Origin of the sequence: Paenibacillus solisilvae, assembly GCF_042656405.1 — a bacterium.
Classification (GTDB): domain Bacteria; phylum Bacillota; class Bacilli; order Paenibacillales; family Paenibacillaceae; genus Paenibacillus_Z; species Paenibacillus_Z solisilvae.
Map to the genome: position 1 here is coordinate 47,361 of NZ_JBHSOW010000114.1, position 14,503 is coordinate 61,863.

General features: G+C 45.4%; 21 protein-coding genes. 19 read left to right on the forward strand and 2 right to left on the reverse strand.

What is annotated here, in order from left to right; translation table 11 throughout:
* The first annotated feature begins 59 nt into the window (after positions 1–59).
* The 16 genes from ACFPYJ_RS28830 (at position 60) to ACFPYJ_RS28905 (ending at position 10,589) form a co-directional block, all read left to right on the forward strand.
* Entirely contained in the window at positions 60–713 is a 654-nt protein-coding gene (locus ACFPYJ_RS28830) for an adenylate kinase (RefSeq protein ID WP_379191696.1), read from the forward strand.
* The gene (map, locus tag ACFPYJ_RS28835) at positions 710–1,471 is read left to right on the forward strand and encodes a type I methionyl aminopeptidase (RefSeq protein WP_379191697.1); all 762 of its coding nucleotides are present in this window, start codon (positions 710–712) and stop codon (positions 1,469–1,471) included. The genes ACFPYJ_RS28830 and map overlap by 4 nt, the downstream gene beginning before the upstream one ends.
* A gap of 14 nt (positions 1,472–1,485) precedes the next feature.
* Positions 1,486–1,767, forward strand: a complete 282-nt coding sequence (locus ACFPYJ_RS28840; protein ID WP_379191719.1) for a hypothetical protein — start codon at positions 1,486–1,488, stop codon at positions 1,765–1,767.
* A complete protein-coding gene (gene infA, locus ACFPYJ_RS28845; RefSeq protein ID WP_125663939.1) occupies positions 1,760–1,975 on the forward strand; it encodes a translation initiation factor IF-1 in 216 nt (71 codons plus the stop codon). The genes ACFPYJ_RS28840 and infA overlap by 8 nt, the downstream gene beginning before the upstream one ends.
* 46 nt (positions 1,976–2,021) lie before the next feature.
* A complete protein-coding gene (gene rpmJ, locus ACFPYJ_RS28850; RefSeq protein ID WP_122906754.1) occupies positions 2,022–2,135 on the forward strand; it encodes a 50S ribosomal protein L36 in 114 nt (37 codons plus the stop codon).
* A 16-nt stretch (positions 2,136–2,151) separates the two neighbouring features.
* On the forward strand, positions 2,152–2,520 hold the full coding sequence (gene rpsM, locus ACFPYJ_RS28855) for a 30S ribosomal protein S13 (protein WP_379191698.1): 369 nt from the start codon (positions 2,152–2,154) through the stop codon (positions 2,518–2,520).
* Positions 2,521–2,538: 18 nt separating this feature from the next.
* The gene (gene rpsK, locus ACFPYJ_RS28860; protein WP_148933645.1) at positions 2,539–2,934 is read left to right on the forward strand and encodes a 30S ribosomal protein S11; all 396 of its coding nucleotides are present in this window, start codon (positions 2,539–2,541) and stop codon (positions 2,932–2,934) included.
* 127 nt (positions 2,935–3,061) lie between these two features.
* On the forward strand, positions 3,062–4,006 hold the full coding sequence (locus ACFPYJ_RS28865) for a DNA-directed RNA polymerase subunit alpha (protein ID WP_379191699.1): 945 nt from the start codon (positions 3,062–3,064) through the stop codon (positions 4,004–4,006).
* 60 nt (positions 4,007–4,066) lie between these two features.
* Complete coding sequence (gene rplQ / locus ACFPYJ_RS28870) at positions 4,067–4,435, forward strand: 50S ribosomal protein L17 (protein ID WP_379191700.1); 369 nt, start codon at positions 4,067–4,069, stop codon at positions 4,433–4,435.
* Between the two features lie 178 nt (positions 4,436–4,613).
* The gene (gene truA, locus ACFPYJ_RS28875; RefSeq protein ID WP_379191702.1) at positions 4,614–5,351 is read left to right on the forward strand and encodes a tRNA pseudouridine(38-40) synthase TruA; all 738 of its coding nucleotides are present in this window, start codon (positions 4,614–4,616) and stop codon (positions 5,349–5,351) included.
* A gap of 227 nt (positions 5,352–5,578) precedes the next feature.
* On the forward strand, positions 5,579–6,016 hold the full coding sequence (gene rplM, locus ACFPYJ_RS28880) for a 50S ribosomal protein L13 (RefSeq protein WP_379191703.1): 438 nt from the start codon (positions 5,579–5,581) through the stop codon (positions 6,014–6,016).
* A 19-nt stretch (positions 6,017–6,035) separates the two neighbouring features.
* The gene (gene rpsI, locus ACFPYJ_RS28885; RefSeq protein WP_379191704.1) at positions 6,036–6,428 is read left to right on the forward strand and encodes a 30S ribosomal protein S9; all 393 of its coding nucleotides are present in this window, start codon (positions 6,036–6,038) and stop codon (positions 6,426–6,428) included.
* Positions 6,429–6,577: 149 nt separating this feature from the next.
* The gene (locus ACFPYJ_RS28890; protein WP_379191705.1) at positions 6,578–7,270 is read left to right on the forward strand and encodes a phosphoadenylyl-sulfate reductase; all 693 of its coding nucleotides are present in this window, start codon (positions 6,578–6,580) and stop codon (positions 7,268–7,270) included.
* An 18-nt stretch (positions 7,271–7,288) separates the two neighbouring features.
* Positions 7,289–8,455 (forward strand): sulfate adenylyltransferase, encoded by a 1,167-nt coding sequence (gene sat, locus ACFPYJ_RS28895; RefSeq protein WP_379191706.1) that lies wholly within the window; start codon positions 7,289–7,291, stop codon positions 8,453–8,455.
* A gap of 115 nt (positions 8,456–8,570) precedes the next feature.
* Positions 8,571–9,344, forward strand: a complete 774-nt coding sequence (cwlD, locus tag ACFPYJ_RS28900; protein ID WP_379191707.1) for an N-acetylmuramoyl-L-alanine amidase CwlD — start codon at positions 8,571–8,573, stop codon at positions 9,342–9,344.
* A 132-nt stretch (positions 9,345–9,476) separates the two neighbouring features.
* The gene (locus ACFPYJ_RS28905) at positions 9,477–10,589 is read left to right on the forward strand and encodes a P-loop NTPase (protein ID WP_379191708.1); all 1,113 of its coding nucleotides are present in this window, start codon (positions 9,477–9,479) and stop codon (positions 10,587–10,589) included.
* 151 nt (positions 10,590–10,740) lie between these two features.
* Here the strand turns inward: ACFPYJ_RS28905 and gerD are convergent, their stop codons facing one another.
* Positions 10,741–11,436, reverse strand: a complete 696-nt coding sequence (gene gerD / locus ACFPYJ_RS28910; RefSeq protein WP_379191710.1) for a spore germination lipoprotein GerD — start codon at positions 11,434–11,436, stop codon at positions 10,741–10,743.
* 359 nt (positions 11,437–11,795) lie between these two features.
* Between gerD and ACFPYJ_RS28915 the strand changes: the two genes are divergently transcribed.
* Entirely contained in the window at positions 11,796–12,428 is a 633-nt protein-coding gene (locus ACFPYJ_RS28915) for a KinB-signaling pathway activation protein (RefSeq protein ID WP_379191711.1), read from the forward strand.
* Positions 12,429–12,439: 11 nt separating this feature from the next.
* Here the strand turns inward: ACFPYJ_RS28915 and pdaB are convergent, their stop codons facing one another.
* Complete coding sequence (gene pdaB, locus ACFPYJ_RS28920) at positions 12,440–13,243, reverse strand: polysaccharide deacetylase family sporulation protein PdaB (protein ID WP_379191712.1); 804 nt, start codon at positions 13,241–13,243, stop codon at positions 12,440–12,442.
* Between the two features lie 118 nt (positions 13,244–13,361).
* Between pdaB and ACFPYJ_RS28925 the strand changes: the two genes are divergently transcribed.
* Positions 13,362–13,976, forward strand: a complete 615-nt coding sequence (locus ACFPYJ_RS28925) for a stage II sporulation protein M (protein WP_379191713.1) — start codon at positions 13,362–13,364, stop codon at positions 13,974–13,976.
* A gap of 112 nt (positions 13,977–14,088) precedes the next feature.
* Positions 14,089–14,310 carry a hypothetical protein gene (locus ACFPYJ_RS28930; RefSeq protein ID WP_379191714.1) on the forward strand — a complete coding sequence of 74 codons (222 nt, stop codon included), beginning with the start codon at positions 14,089–14,091 and terminating at the stop codon, positions 14,308–14,310.
* The last annotated feature ends 193 nt before the right edge of the window (positions 14,311–14,503 follow it).

Genomic DNA, 14,503 nt, shown 5'->3' on the forward strand with positions numbered 1-14,503 from the left:
ATCTTACCATGTGAGGGATCCCGGCCGAGCCTATTGTGCTTAAAGCGAGGAACACGCTAATGAATATTTTATTCATGGGTCCTCCAGGAGCTGGAAAAGGAACGCAAGCCGAGCGTATCGTGGAAACTTTCGGGATTCCTCATATCTCTACCGGTGATGCATTCCGCTTGGCAATGAAACAAGGTACTCCGCTGGGTCAGAAAGCAAAGGAATTCGTTGATCAAGGTCTTCTTGTACCGGATGAAATTACGAACGGCATTGTTCGTGAACGTCTGCTCCTTGAGGATTGCGATAAAGGTTTCCTGCTTGATGGTTTTCCACGGACACTTCAACAAGCCGAAGCACTGGATGGAATGCTTACTGAGATGGGACGCAGCATCGATCATGTTGTCAACTTAAAGGTAGACCGGGGATTGCTGCTTGCGCGTCTGACCGGTCGTCGCATTTGCAAGGCTTGCGGTGCAACATATCATGTTATGTTTAACCCGCCTAAGCAATTAGACGTATGTGATAAATGCGGCGGCGAGCTGTACCAGCGGTCAGACGATACGGAAGCTAAAGTCGGAACTCGTCTTGATGAATACATTTCCAAGACTGCTCCATTGCTTGATTATTACTCAAGCAAAGGCAATCTTAGAGAAGTAGATGGAGAAAAAGAGATCGACGAAGTAACCGCGGATATCGTAAACTGCTTAAGAGGCCAAGCCGAATGATTATTTGCAAATCCGAAGTGGAATTGCAATATATGAGAGAAGCTGGCCGCATCGTTGCGGAAACGCATCGATTGTTGAAAGAAGCGATCCGTTCAGGCATAACTACAGATGAACTCGATGGGATCGCTGAATCGTACATTCGCAGTCAGGGCGCAACACCTTCTTTTAAAGGTTTATACGATTTCCCTGCCAGCATTTGTGCTTCTGTAAACAATGAGCTGGTACATGGCATTCCGGGAACACGAAAGCTGAATGATGGTGACATTATCAGCATTGATATTGGCGCACAGTTCGAAGGCTACCATGGCGACTCCGCTTGGACCTACGGTGTGGGCAAGATCAGTGAAGAATCGAAGCGGCTGCTTGCTGTAACTGAAAAGTCGCTGCATGCAGGACTCGATTTAGTGAAACCGGATGTTCGTTTGTTCACCATCTCGCATGCCATTCAACAAGTGATTGAAGCTGCTGGTTTCTCCGTCGTTCGTGATTATTCAGGTCATGGCATAGGTGCAAACCTCCATGAAGCTCCTGAAATTCCGAATTATGGCTTACCTGACCGCGGACCTCTGCTTAAACCTGGTATGGCTTTGGCTATCGAGCCGATGGCCAATATCGGTGAACGGTATGTGCGTACGCTGGAGGATAATTGGACGGTTGTTACCGAAGACGGTTCATGGTGCGCTCATTTTGAGCATACTGTTGCAGTCACGGAGAATGGCTGCGAAATTTTAACCCTACCCAGGGAGCAGGCAGGTTGAGCGCATTGGAATACATGCCAGAAATCGGTCGCGTTGTTAAAGTGCTACGAGGTAAAGACGAAGGCTCATATGCCGTGATCGTCGGCATTGTCGATGATCGGTTCGTCCAGATCGTAGATGGAGATAAGCGACGCTTTGATCAGCCAAAGAAGAAGAACGTTCTGCATCTAGAGATGCAACCGGTCGTCAGTCATGAAGTGACGGACAGCATGCGGGAAACCGGGCGTGTAACAAACGCGAAGCTGCGTTTTGTGATTCAGAAGGCAGTGCAAGGAAAGGAGAATGACTGTGGCTAAAGAGGACGTCATTGAAGTCGAAGGTACGGTATTAGAACCGCTACCCAACGCCATGTTCAAGGTGGAACTTGAAAACGGACACCAGATTCTCGCCCATGTATCGGGCAAACTCAGAATGCATTTTATTCGTATTCTGACTGGAGATAAGGTTGTCATTCAGTTATCACCTTATGATTTGTCTAGAGGACGCATTACCTATCGGAAGTAGGCTGTAAATCAGCACTGCTTACGAGAGAATTCGGGAGGTAATCACAATGAAGGTTAGACCGTCGGTCAAGCCAATTTGCGAAAAATGTAAAGTCATACGTCGCAGAGGCAACGTTATGGTGATTTGTGAAAATCCGAAACACAAACAAAAACAAGGATAAGGAGGGATAACCATACATGGCACGTATTGCTGGTGTAGACTTACCGCGTGACAAACGCGTTGTCATCGCTTTGACGTACATTTTCGGTATCGGCACAACAACAGCTCATAAAATTTTAGCTGAAGCTGAAATTAATGAATCAACTCGCGTTCGTGATCTGACAGAAGACGAAGTTAGTAAACTACGCGAAACGATCGATAAAACAACTAAGGTTGAAGGCGATCTTCGCCGCGAAATTTCGCTTAACATTAAGCGTCTGATCGAAATCGGCTGTTATCGTGGCGTTCGTCACCGTCGTGGTCTTCCAGTCCGTGGTCAACGGACTAAAACAAATGCTCGTACTCGTAAAGGTCCTCGCCGGACTGTAGCGAACAAGAAAAAATAATAAGGGGGGATAACCGAAATGGCTAAACCTAAAAAAGTGGTTCGTACTAAACGTCGCGACCGTAAAAATATCGAATCTGGCGTAGCGCACATTCGCTCGACATTCAATAACACGATCGTAACGATTACCGATCCGCACGGTAATGCGATTTCCTGGGCAAGCTCAGGTAACCTTGGATTCAAAGGTTCCCGTAAAAGCACGCCTTTCGCAGCTCAAATGGCTGCTGAATCCGCTGCAAAAGCAGCTATGGAACACGGCATGAAAGCTGTTGAAGTAATGGTTAAAGGTCCAGGCGCAGGCCGCGAAGCAGCGATTCGTTCGTTGCAAGCAGCAGGTCTTGAAGTTAACCTCATTAAAGACGTAACGCCAGTTCCGCACAACGGATGCCGTCCGCCGAAACGTCGTCGCGTATAGTGATCTACGTGTGGTATCAAATGTCAACAACTTGTAAATAATGGTTGTGAAGGTTTGCCATACTACATGATTAGACTTCTAATGCGATAATGGTAACGGAGCGACGTTTTGAAGGAGGGTATTATTAGTGATTGAAATCGAAAAGCCGAAAATCGAAACCGTTGAGCTGAACGAAGATGGCACATACGGACGTTTCGTAGTCGAACCGCTAGAACGCGGATATGGCACGACGCTTGGGAATTCGCTTCGCCGAATCCTATTGTCGTCACTGCCAGGTGCAGCAGTTACCTCGGTTCAAATCGATGGTGTGCTTCATGAGTTCTCAACGGTTCCAGGAGTGGTGGAAGACGTAACTGAAATCATCCTGAACCTCAAAGGCCTCTCGCTGAAAATCCATTCCGACGAAGAGAAGGTATTGGAAATCGATGCGGAAGGTGAAGGAAACGTTACGGCTGGCGATATTCGCGCAGACAGCGATGTCGAGATTTTAAGCCCTGATCTTCATATCGCGACGCTGGCCTCCGGTGCACGTCTCCACATGCGGGTATTCGCTAACCGTGGACGCGGTTATGTCCAAGCGGATCGTAACAAGCGGGATGATCAACCGATTGGTGTTATTCCTGTGGATTCGATCTACACGCCGATTACCCGCGTCAACTACAGCGTAGAAAATACTCGCGTCGGTCAAGTAACTAACTATGACAAGCTGACTCTGGAAGTATGGACCGATGGCAGTATTCGACCGGAAGAGGCAGTTAGTCTCGGAGCCAAAATTTTGACTGAGCATCTCGATCTGTTCGTCGGTTTGACCGATGAAGCGAAAGATGCTGAGATCATGGTTGAAAAAGAAGAAGACAAGAAAGAAAAAGTACTCGAGATGACGATCGAGGAACTGGATCTTTCCGTACGTTCGTACAATTGTCTTAAGCGTGCAGGTATCAACACCGTTCAAGAGCTGATCACGAAAACCGAAGAAGATATGATGAAAGTCCGTAACCTCGGACGCAAGTCTTTAGAGGAAGTACAAGAGAAGCTTGAAGAACTCGGTCTTGGCCTCCGCATGGAAGAATAGAGAGCAGCGTAAACTAACGTTTGCAATGCTTACTAAGCGTTAAGGAGGGGAAATTTCACGATGGCATATTCTAAATTGAGCCGTGACGCTAGTTCCCGGAAAGCACTTTTCCGCGACCTCGTTACTGACTTGTTCCTGTATGAGCGCATCCAAACGACAGAAGCGAAAGCGAAAGAACTTCGTCCAATCGCTGAGAAGTTGATCACACTTGCAAAACGTGGAGATCTTCATGCTCGCCGTCAGGTTGCTGCTTTCGTTCGCCGCGAGACTATTACTGGTGGCGAGCAAGATGCAATTCAAAAATTGTTCTCCGATCTGGCTACTCGTTACTCGGAACGTCCGGGCGGATACACGCGTATTTTGAAACTAGGACCTCGTCGCGGAGACGCGGCACCTATGGTTTACCTGGAACTGGTTGATCGCGCGTAACAAACGAAGGGTGGACCTTGCGGCCACCTTTTTTTGTTGCCTGGATTCATGGTGTGGTGGGAGAATGCCATGATAACCGGTTCGGATGAAGCTTGGTGAAATGCAGGTTATTACTTGTGATTCGGTTAACACTCACATGCCTTAGACGGGCTCAAACATGCAGTGAAGGAGGTGTGGGATGAGGAATATCAAGATGATTGTCAGTTACGACGGTACGAAGTACTACGGCTTCCAGACGCAGCCGATAGGTAATACGATTCAAGACATAATTGAGCAAGCGCTTCAAGTGCTTACCGGTGAGAAAATTAGTATAACCGCATCAGGCCGAACAGATGCCGGTGTACACGCCCGGGGACAAGTATTTAATTTTATTACCATGTCTCCGATACCGATCGAGCGCTGGGCATTGGCGCTTAACTCAAGACTGCCCAGAGACATACGCATTCAAAGAGCAGATGAGGTATCGCTTGATTTTCATTCCAGTCATTTTGCGATACGAAAAACATATCGATACTCCATTGATACAAACAAGTTTGCGGATGTATTTGAACGACATTATCGATTTCATTACCCCATGCCTCTTCGCGTTTTAGAGATGAGAGAAGCTTTGTCAAAGGTCGTAGGGGAGCATGATTTTACTTCCTTTGCTTCTCAACGCTCGACGAAGCCAACTCATGTACGTACGATTCTGGATGTGCGGCTAGAAGAGGATGTGGGCAAGATTGATATTTTCGTAACCGGCAACGGTTTCCTTTATAATATGGTTCGTATCATTGTCGGGACGTTGTTATGGGTTGGAGAAGGTAAGATCACTGCAGCAGATTTTGAGCGGATTTTGCAGGCTGCAGACCGCTCAGCAGCTGGTCCCACAGCAATGTCTCATGGGCTTGTCCTATGGGAAGTGGAATATGAATAAGATTGTATCATTTAACCAATGCTGCTTTTGCAAAGCGCCCAAACAAATGACTTGCACTTATGAATTGTATATAGTAGAATATAACTTGTGCTTTCTTAGTGGCTCTCCCACAGCCCCGACTAAGAACGGCCATTTCAATTACAACTAATGAAATTGCAATCGAACCGTTACAGCGGTTAACGTATCATACATGAGAACGATTGTTTAATGAACAAGGAGGATCACCCATGCGCATTACCTATATGGCTAAGCCAAATGAAGTTGAACGCAATTGGTTCGTCATTGACGCTGAAGGCAAAACGCTCGGTCGTCTTGCGAGCGAAGCGGCAAGCCTCATCCGTGGTAAGCATAAACCACAATTCACCCCGCACGTTGATACTGGTGACTTTGTAGTTATTATCAACGCTGAGAAAATTTTCTTAACGGGTAAAAAACTTCAAGACAAAATGTACTACCGTCATTCCATGTACCAAGGCGGTTTAAAAATCACTTCGGCACAAGACATGATCAAAAACAAACCAGAACAAGTTCTTGAGCAAGCTATTCATGGCATGCTTCCTAAGAACCGTCTGGGTGACAAAATGAAGCTTAAACTTAAAGTTTATGCAGGACCGGAACATCCACATCAAGCACAAAATCCACAAGTTTACGAACTTCGCGGATAAATAGAGGGAGGACAGTTTCATGGCTCAAGCTCAATACTATGGAACGGGTCGTCGTAAACACTCTGTTGCACGTGTACGTCTCGTGCCGGGTGAAGGACGAATCATTATTAACAAACGTGACCTAAGCGAATACTTTGGTCTTGACACACTTAAACTGATTGTTAAACAACCACTGACTCTTACAGACACTACAGGCAAATACGATGTTCTCGTTATTGCTCATGGTGGCGGTATTTCCGGTCAAGCTGGTGCAATCCGTCACGGTATTTCTCGTGCTCTGCTTAAAGCAGATCCTGAATTCCGTCCGGCATTGAAACGTGCAGGCTTCCTGACACGTGACCCACGTATGAAAGAGCGTAAGAAATACGGTCTTAAAGCAGCACGTCGTGCACCACAATTCTCGAAGCGTTAATCGTTTCTTGTCTCAATGCCCTCTCTGTCAATCAGAGAGGGCATTTTTGATTTTTGGAGCATTTAGGGCATTGAAGTATAGGTGTGTTTTAACGTATAATCTAATGTAGATCTCTTTACTAGGTTTTCAATAGGAGCGGAGGGTATAACATGAATCTTTTTGAAAAAGAAGCACTTATTAACACGAAGGCTGTAGAGCTTGAGAACGCATCGCCTGAGGCGATTCTGCGATATGCAGTTGAAACGTTTCCGAACATTACTTTTGCCTGCAGCTTTGGTGCTGAAGATGTTGTTCTTGTCGACATGCTGCAAAAGATCAGCCCAAAATCAGATATCTTTTATCTGGACACAGATTTTCACTTTAAAGAAACCTATGAGACCCGTGATAAGATGGAAGAAATTTATGGCCTCAAGTTTGTACAAGTGAAACCAGAGATTACACCTGAAGAGCAGGCTGAGCAGTTTGGGGCTGAGCTCTGGAAAACCAATGCAAACCAATGCTGTGGTATTCGTAAAGTAAATCCACTTACACAAATCTTGTCTAAGTATGAAGCTTGGATTACGGGTATCCGCCGTGATCAGGCTCCAACTCGTGCCAATGCGAAGAAAATCGAATATGATACCAAATTCGGACTTGTGAAGTTTAATCCTTTGGCTGATTGGACTTCAGAAGATGTGTGGAATTATATCCGTACGAATAATGTATATTACAATCCGCTGCATGATAACCATTATCCAAGCATTGGCTGCGAGCATTGCACTCGTCAAGTTATGCCAGGAGAAGATCCACGTGCAGGACGTTGGTCCGGTCAAGAAAAAACAGAATGTGGTTTACACAAATAAGGGAGGCATTTGCATATTATGAGCAACATTAAGCCGCATGGCGGCGTACTCATCAATCGAGTCGCAAATGGAGCCGAGCGCGAGGTGTTGCTTGCAGAAGCGACAGCTTTGCAATCCATCATCGTGAATACATGGGCAATATCAGATTTGGATTTGATCGGCGTCGGCGCTTTCTCGCCACTTACTGGCTTCATGAATGAAGCAGATTATCGCTCTGTAGTGGAGAATATGCGTCTGGCTAATGGATTAGTATGGAGTATCCCGGTTACACTAGCAGTTGAAGAAGATCGTGCAGCGGAGCTTTCCGTCGGTCAAAGAGCATCACTCGTCGGCGAAGATGGCGTGATCTATGGTGTTATTGATATCGAAAGCATCTATAAAGTCGATCAGAAGCACGAAGCAGTTAACATTTTCAAAACAGATGACATTGAGCATCCGGGTGTTGCAAAACTTTATGGTCGTCCATCAACTTATGTGGGTGGAGCAATTACGATTTTAAACCGTCCAGTACCTGAGAAATTCAATGAATTTTATTTTGATCCGTCGGAAACACGCCGTATTTTTGCTGAAAAGGGTTGGAAAACGATTGTTGGTTTCCAAACTCGTAATCCTGTGCATCGTGCGCATGAGTATATTCAGAAAAGTGCGATGGAAATCGTAGATGCTTTATTTCTTAATCCGCTTGTAGGTGAAACCAAGTCAGATGACGTTCCGGCAGCGGTTCGTATGAAAAGTTATATTGCTCTGCTTGAGAACTATTACCCGCAGGATCGCGCCTTTCTAGGTGTATTCCCGGCAGCTATGCGTTATGCTGGACCCCGTGAAGCGATTTTCCATGCGATGGTTCGTAAAAACTATGGCTGTACTCATTTTATTGTTGGCCGTGACCATGCTGGAGTAGGCGATTATTATGGCACGTATGAAGCACAGGATCTGCTGCGTACGTTTACAAGCGAAGAGCTTGGCATAACACCGCTATTCTTTGAACATAGCTTCTTCTGTACCAAATGCGGCAATATGGCTTCAAGCAAAACCTGTCCGCATGACAAAGAGCATCACCTGACACTGTCAGGAACGAAAGTTCGCGCTTTGCTGCGTGATGGTGTTTGTCCGCCACCGGAATTTTCTCGTCCGGAAGTTGCAAAGATCCTGATCGAAGGTATGGCTGAACAACCCGTTACCTAATTGTAATGCTTCAGGCTTTGTCCGCATAACCGACCATCTCGTCCCATAAGATGATAAAGAGCATAGGCAAATGCCTTCGCATAATTATCGCTTTGGGATTGGGGTGGTCTTTTTTATGCGTAACGTTCGAAAGCGTGTTGTCCTGTGGATCAATTACCGTGGAGCGATCCGCATCGGACTAGGAATGACCGTTGTATTGTTAACTGTGCTGTTATTGACTCAAGAGGTACCTGCAACACGCACATGGACGTATTGGACCTTGCCTCTGTCAGGTAAAGTGATTGCAATTGACGCAGGACATGGAGGGGCCGATGGCGGGGCTGTCAGTAAGCAGGGAGCCGTTGAAAAAGATTTGAATCTGGCTATCGCCCTGCAGCTTCGCGATTATCTGCAGCAGTCAGGTGCGATTGTTGTGATGACACGAGAAGGAGATTATGATTTAGCCAATGAGGGCACATCGAAGCTCAGCAGACGAAAAACAGAGGATTTGGTGAAACGAGCTCAATTTGTGAAAGATAAGAAAGCCAGCTTATTCATTAGTATCCACATGAACAGCATCCCATCACCGAAATGGTCTGGCGCGCAAACCTTCTTTTATCCAAGTAACCCGGACAATGCTGTTTTGGCTTCACTTGTTCAAGACGAAATCAAACGGAACTTAGAGAATACCCAGCGTGCGGCAGCCGCAGTCAATACCATCTATTTGCTTAAAGCGATAGAAAATATTCCAAGCATTCTGGTCGAGGTTGGTTTCTTGTCTAATCCCGGAGAGGCTAGTCGGTTAACGGATTCCAATTATCAGAAACAGGTTGCGGCTTCCGTGTATCAGGGGGTTTTGCGTTATTCTGCTGGTGAGAAGTGGGGCATCGATAATTCAAAACCGCAATGAACGGGATGAGGAAGTGTTTGGTAAAAGACATGTTTGCCGCTTGGAACAGGCTCCCTGTATTGTTATAATGGATACTAGTTCACCTAAGGATGGCAGGAGCTAGGGATACCTTTGTAGAGGAGTCGGACGAATATGTTGTCCAGAGAAGAAATTCAACAAGCTGCTGAATCAGTAGTGGCGCAATATAGCAAGGAACAAGCATTAACGGTTCGAGATATTGTAGCCAAAGAACGCAGCGTATCACTGACGATCGTGGGAGCTGCGGAAGGAACGCTGCCGGAGCTGGAAGAAGCGTTGCGGCAAGCTCTGGTTAAGGCTGGAGCCGAGACCGTACATTTCCGGTTCCGTTCTGGCGAAGCTGTGCCTGGCAGCGGTACAAATAGCGCTGCGACAGGCGCTGGCGCCACTGCAGGGGGCGGCAAAGCGTCGTCAGCAGGTCAAGGACCCATACGGGGTCACGGCGCTGGCCTCGAGGCTAATACGCTGCTGCAAGCAGGCAGCGGTGTTCATTTCATCGCTGTGGCTAGTGGTAAAGGTGGAGTTGGCAAGTCGACAGTGACTGTTAACCTTGCGGTCGCTTTAGCCCGTAAAGGGAAGCGTGTAGGCATCATTGATGCAGACATTTATGGCTTCAGCGTACCTGATATGATGGGGATTGAGGAGCGGCCTGAGATTATTAATGAACGCGTGATTCCGATTGAAAAATTTGGAGTGCGCGTCATGTCCATGGGATTCTTCGTAGAAGACAATGCTCCCATCGTTTGGCGCGGTCCAATGCTCGGTAAGATGCTGCGAAATTTCTTCGCAGAGATTGAATGGGGAGAGCTTGATTATCTGCTCTTAGACTTGCCTCCAGGCACTGGGGATGTTGCATTAGACGTTCATCAGCTCATTCCTCAAAGTAAAGAAATTATCGTAACCACTCCACACGCCACCGCAGCTTTTGTAGCAGCTAGAGCAGGCGCTATGGCAATTAAGACAGAGCATGAAATTATTGGAATCATTGAAAATATGTCTTATTATGTTAGCAAGAACGGTGACATTGAATATGTATTTGGCCGCGGTGGCGGAGCGCGTCTAGCAGAATCGCTTAATTCCGAGCTGCTGGCGCAAATCCCGTTGGGGGCACCGGACAATTTAGCAACTGAGCCTGATTTCGCGCCGTCCGTTTATAAAGCGGACACCGAAACCGGCCAAATTTATCTGGACATCGCAGACAGTGTAATTTCAAAATGTGAGCAGTAATAATCATCAAGCTCATTATAGAAATAAACAAAGCCCGCTTAAGCGAGCTGATAAACTGAGGGATTCACATACATGTTGACATGTATGCTTATCTACTCATTTCTTCAGCCGCTTAGCGGGCTATTTATATTAATTTTGCTCTCCACAAGAATTATCCACCAGAACTATCCTGGCCGCCATCTTGGCCGTCGCCACTGTCACCGCCATCGCCGCCATCGCTGCCATCGCCACCAGTGTCTTTAGGTTTCGTTACCTTTTCATCAGGCTTCGGTTTTAATTCCTCTGATACTGCTTTTTTCATTAGATCAAGTAGCTCTAAACGAAACAGCGGACTTTGCATGGATTCCTGCATAATCGTTGATACTTGCTTACGATACTGTGTGCTTTGAAGCACATCGAGGATCATTTTGTCCATTTCCGGATTCTTCATAACTTGAATGAGGTCTTTCTGGTAGGTTGGATCCTTTAGAAGATCCTTATGAATTTGTTTATTCTGTTTGTTTACCGACTTGGCAAATTCACCGGCAAAACGGGGGTCGGTCATCAATTTCTGAATAACTTTGTCATAATCAGGAGAAACGAGGGTTTCCTTAACAGCTAATCTTACCTGCTCCTGATCCTGAACAGTAAGCAGCTTAGAGCTGAACCCTGTATTTCCGCTTGCAGTAGTTGCAGATTCCTGCAAAGCCTTTTGTGCATCTTCTGTTTTGAGTATGTCAATAACCATCGATTTCACGTCCTTATAGCTGACCGCTTCGCTAGCACCTGATGCCGGTTCAGATCCGCAACTCGAAAGTACGGACATCAACAGCACGAAACTGCCCAGCCATGCGCACCGTTTAAGCATGATTGACGCGTCTCCCTTCTGTATTTACAACGTGCTTCATACGATAGTATGCGACATTGTTCAACGTATTATCATGGAGACGACGTAGCTTTTTGTAGTGAACGTGGTAAAATAAAGGATGAAAATCAATTGCTTTTTCATACAAGGGATGCCCGCAAAAAAGCTCTTATCGATTCCTTTGAGCAATAAGTGAAGCATCAACTAACGGAGCAAGTTTTTACTTATCACAAGCATATGGTTTCTGTACGAAAACAAAGCCCCCCTAACTAGGTGCCGGCTTATTACTTAATGAAGCGAGTTTACTCTGTTCAAATGGAATCCCAGGGCAAGCTCAGCAATAACTTTTAGGAGTGAAAGGCTTGAATTTACGAAAATGGTTTTTCTTGTTTTGGAGTACAATGGCAGTTGGCGGTGTAGTAACAATAGTGGTTGGAAGTATCATGCAATGGACGGATCAATCCTTTGGATTTATGGGACTAAAGGCGGTAGGCTTTAACACCCTGACGATGGCGCTTGTAGGTATGCTTTTCGGTGCATTTAGTCAAATGGGATTTTTCGCCTATTTAACACTGAATTATATAGCGTTAAGTGTTTTCAGAAGAAGTTACTTATGGAATGCGCTTCAAGCATACACAACCGTATTTGTGCTCGGGGGCGTTGGATATTTGCTTTACCAGGACCGGGAGAGTCTTAACAACTGGGTATTCTGGGCGCTGCCGCTTGCAATGGCTCTAGGTTCTTGGCTTGTTGCCTACGTGAAAGTAAAACAAACGAATAATAATGCCTTTATTCCAACCTTGTTTCTCCAAGTGGTCGTTACCATACTGGAGTCATGGCCGAGCCTGCAGGGGGAAGGAGCGAATACGTCTGCAATCGTGTTTATGGTTATTCCAATGTTCATTTGCAATGCCTACCAAATTATGCTTCTTCACCGCCTTGTGCGCAAACCGCAAACAACCGACTCCGCAGCAAGTGCGAAGCCGGTTCTTTAAGTGATCCTTTATTAAAATCCTGCAGAAGCATCCAGCTGTTTAGTCATGGTTGTTTTGTCCTGCACCGCTTTGCCTTGAAGCTCAGTTTGTGCAATTAAACTGGATACCGTTACGAATTCATACCCTTTAGCACGGAGCTGTGAAATGATGACAGGGAGGGCTTCGTGCGTTTGTTTTACGGAATCACTTGCATGCATCAAAATAATATCGCCAGGATGTGCTTTGCTGACAACCCGGTTTACAATTTTATCCGTTCCGATATTCATCCAATCGAGGGAATCTGTATCCCACTGGATGACCTTCACTTTCATTTGGTCAGCAATTCGAAGTACCCGCTTATCAAAATCACCATTAGGTAAGCGAATCAGTGTAGGTGTTTTTCCAGTGACTTGTGTGAGGATGGATTGGGCTGTTTCAATTTGAGTACGAATTTCATCATCGCTGTACGTACTGTAATTGTCATGCTTATGCCCGTGACTGCCTATTTCATAACCAGCATCCATGATTTTCTTAACGATATCAGGGTGGGACTGGCTCCAAGGGGAAGACAAAAAGAAGGTGGCATTCTTAACATTATTCTGTTTGAGCACCTCTAAAATGGGCTCTGTCCGTTTATCTCCCCAGCTAATGTCAAAAGTTAAAGCAAGGACCTTCTTATCGGTTGGTACGCTGTAAATAGCTGCTGCCTGATCCGGGGCAAACACGGTAACATTGTCCTTTTCTGCATAAATTACACCTGAAGCAAACAATATTCCGACACTGATAAGAAAATAGCGTTTCAGTTTCCGTCCATTCATCACATAAAACATATTCATATAGGGGATCTCCTTTCCGCTTAGGGCTTGTTCTAGTACAATCTATGCTCGTACCAACAACTTATTCGTCTCGTTTGAAAATCTTCGTCAACTATGCTGAAATTGAGGTGTATGTTCTATGTTTGCTCCACGTCGAATATGGGCCCATTTAAAGGAGCTAAGGCATTACATTGCCTTTAGCTTTGTTATCTTATTTGCTGGAATGGTGGTCGGAGCTACGAATCCCGCGCTGGATTCCTTCATAAAAGGACAGATGGCGGGAATTCGCGAAATGGCACAATCCATTGAAGCAAGCGATAATCCCACATTATTGTTTATTACCTTTATATTTTTAAATAATGCCATTAAATCTATATTGGTCCTGTATCTAGGGATCTTCTTGGGCATTGTTCCTATTGTATTCTTGGCCATTAATGGAATGATGATCGGATATCTGGTAAGTAAAGCAGCGGAGCAGAGCGGCGGAGAACTATTCACACTTGTAGTCAAAGGTCTGCTGCCCCATGGAATTATAGAAATACCCGCGATTATTATTGCTTGTGCATATGGATTAAGATTTGGTTCTATCATGTTTCAAGGAATTGGTGCACTAGCTCTTAGGCGACCGGGTTGGAGCGGATCCTTTGAATTATTTGCAGCTCGGACGCTTCCTGCTATGGTGTTAATCGTTGCTATGTTAATCATTGCGGCAGTAATTGAGAGCACATTTACAGTTTGGTTGCTGGACAAGTAATAAAATTACCAAAATCTGAGCATAACAATAAGACGGCGTCTAACGTGACATACGGGAGACGCCGTTTGTTGGCTGGTTAAGGCCAATTCAACTAAGGAGGCCGCCTACTGTTATGCTTGGAATACTGTTCAATGACAAAGAATGTAAAGAACTCGACTATGTCCTCCGTAAAGAACTTGATGAAATGCTGCTCGATTTGAACGATTCCCGGCTTGACGGTGATATTAAAACGGCTATAGCCAAAAGATACAAAGTTATCTTTCGAATGTATGCACGTCTTGCATCACCAAAAGAACTATCCCGTTATGCCTTAAATATGCGTACATATCGTTGAAAACAAGGGTTTATTAACATGTGCATAATAAAATAAAAAAAAGTGTTGCATTGTTTATAAACCCTGTGATATATTAATCAAGTCGCCGCTGAGACATTCGCGGTAAACACGAGTAATAAACATGATATTTGTTCCTTGAAAACTGAACATGAGTGACCTGTCATAAAGGTTTTAAAAAGCTAGCAAAGCTTGA

Bases quoted from the DNA above. Each gene is read 5' to 3' on its own strand.
- ACFPYJ_RS28830 (WP_379191696.1), top strand. From the start codon at position 60: ATGAATATTTTATTCATGGGTCCTCCAGGAGCTGGAAAAGGAACGCAA.
- map (WP_379191697.1), top strand. From the start codon at position 710: ATGATTATTTGCAAATCCGAAGTGGAATTGCAATATATGAGAGAAGCT.
- ACFPYJ_RS28840 (WP_379191719.1), top strand. From the start codon at position 1,486: ATGCCAGAAATCGGTCGCGTTGTTAAAGTGCTACGAGGTAAAGACGAA.
- rpmJ (WP_122906754.1), top strand. From the start codon at position 2,022: ATGAAGGTTAGACCGTCGGTCAAGCCAATTTGCGAAAAATGTAAAGTC.
- rpsM (WP_379191698.1), top strand. From the start codon at position 2,152: ATGGCACGTATTGCTGGTGTAGACTTACCGCGTGACAAACGCGTTGTC.
- rpsK (WP_148933645.1), top strand. From the start codon at position 2,539: ATGGCTAAACCTAAAAAAGTGGTTCGTACTAAACGTCGCGACCGTAAA.
- rplQ (WP_379191700.1), top strand. From the start codon at position 4,067: ATGGCATATTCTAAATTGAGCCGTGACGCTAGTTCCCGGAAAGCACTT.
- truA (WP_379191702.1), top strand. From the start codon at position 4,614: ATGAGGAATATCAAGATGATTGTCAGTTACGACGGTACGAAGTACTAC.
- rplM (WP_379191703.1), top strand. From the start codon at position 5,579: ATGCGCATTACCTATATGGCTAAGCCAAATGAAGTTGAACGCAATTGG.
- rpsI (WP_379191704.1), top strand. From the start codon at position 6,036: ATGGCTCAAGCTCAATACTATGGAACGGGTCGTCGTAAACACTCTGTT.
- ACFPYJ_RS28890 (WP_379191705.1), top strand. From the start codon at position 6,578: ATGAATCTTTTTGAAAAAGAAGCACTTATTAACACGAAGGCTGTAGAG.
- sat (WP_379191706.1), top strand. From the start codon at position 7,289: ATGAGCAACATTAAGCCGCATGGCGGCGTACTCATCAATCGAGTCGCA.
- cwlD (WP_379191707.1), top strand. From the start codon at position 8,571: ATGCGTAACGTTCGAAAGCGTGTTGTCCTGTGGATCAATTACCGTGGA.
- ACFPYJ_RS28905 (WP_379191708.1), top strand. From the start codon at position 9,477: ATGTTGTCCAGAGAAGAAATTCAACAAGCTGCTGAATCAGTAGTGGCG.
- gerD (WP_379191710.1), bottom strand. From the start codon at position 11,436: ATGCTTAAACGGTGCGCATGGCTGGGCAGTTTCGTGCTGTTGATGTCC.
- pdaB (WP_379191712.1), bottom strand. From the start codon at position 13,243: ATGAATATGTTTTATGTGATGAATGGACGGAAACTGAAACGCTATTTT.
- ACFPYJ_RS28925 (WP_379191713.1), top strand. From the start codon at position 13,362: ATGTTTGCTCCACGTCGAATATGGGCCCATTTAAAGGAGCTAAGGCAT.
- ACFPYJ_RS28930 (WP_379191714.1), top strand. From the start codon at position 14,089: ATGCTTGGAATACTGTTCAATGACAAAGAATGTAAAGAACTCGACTAT.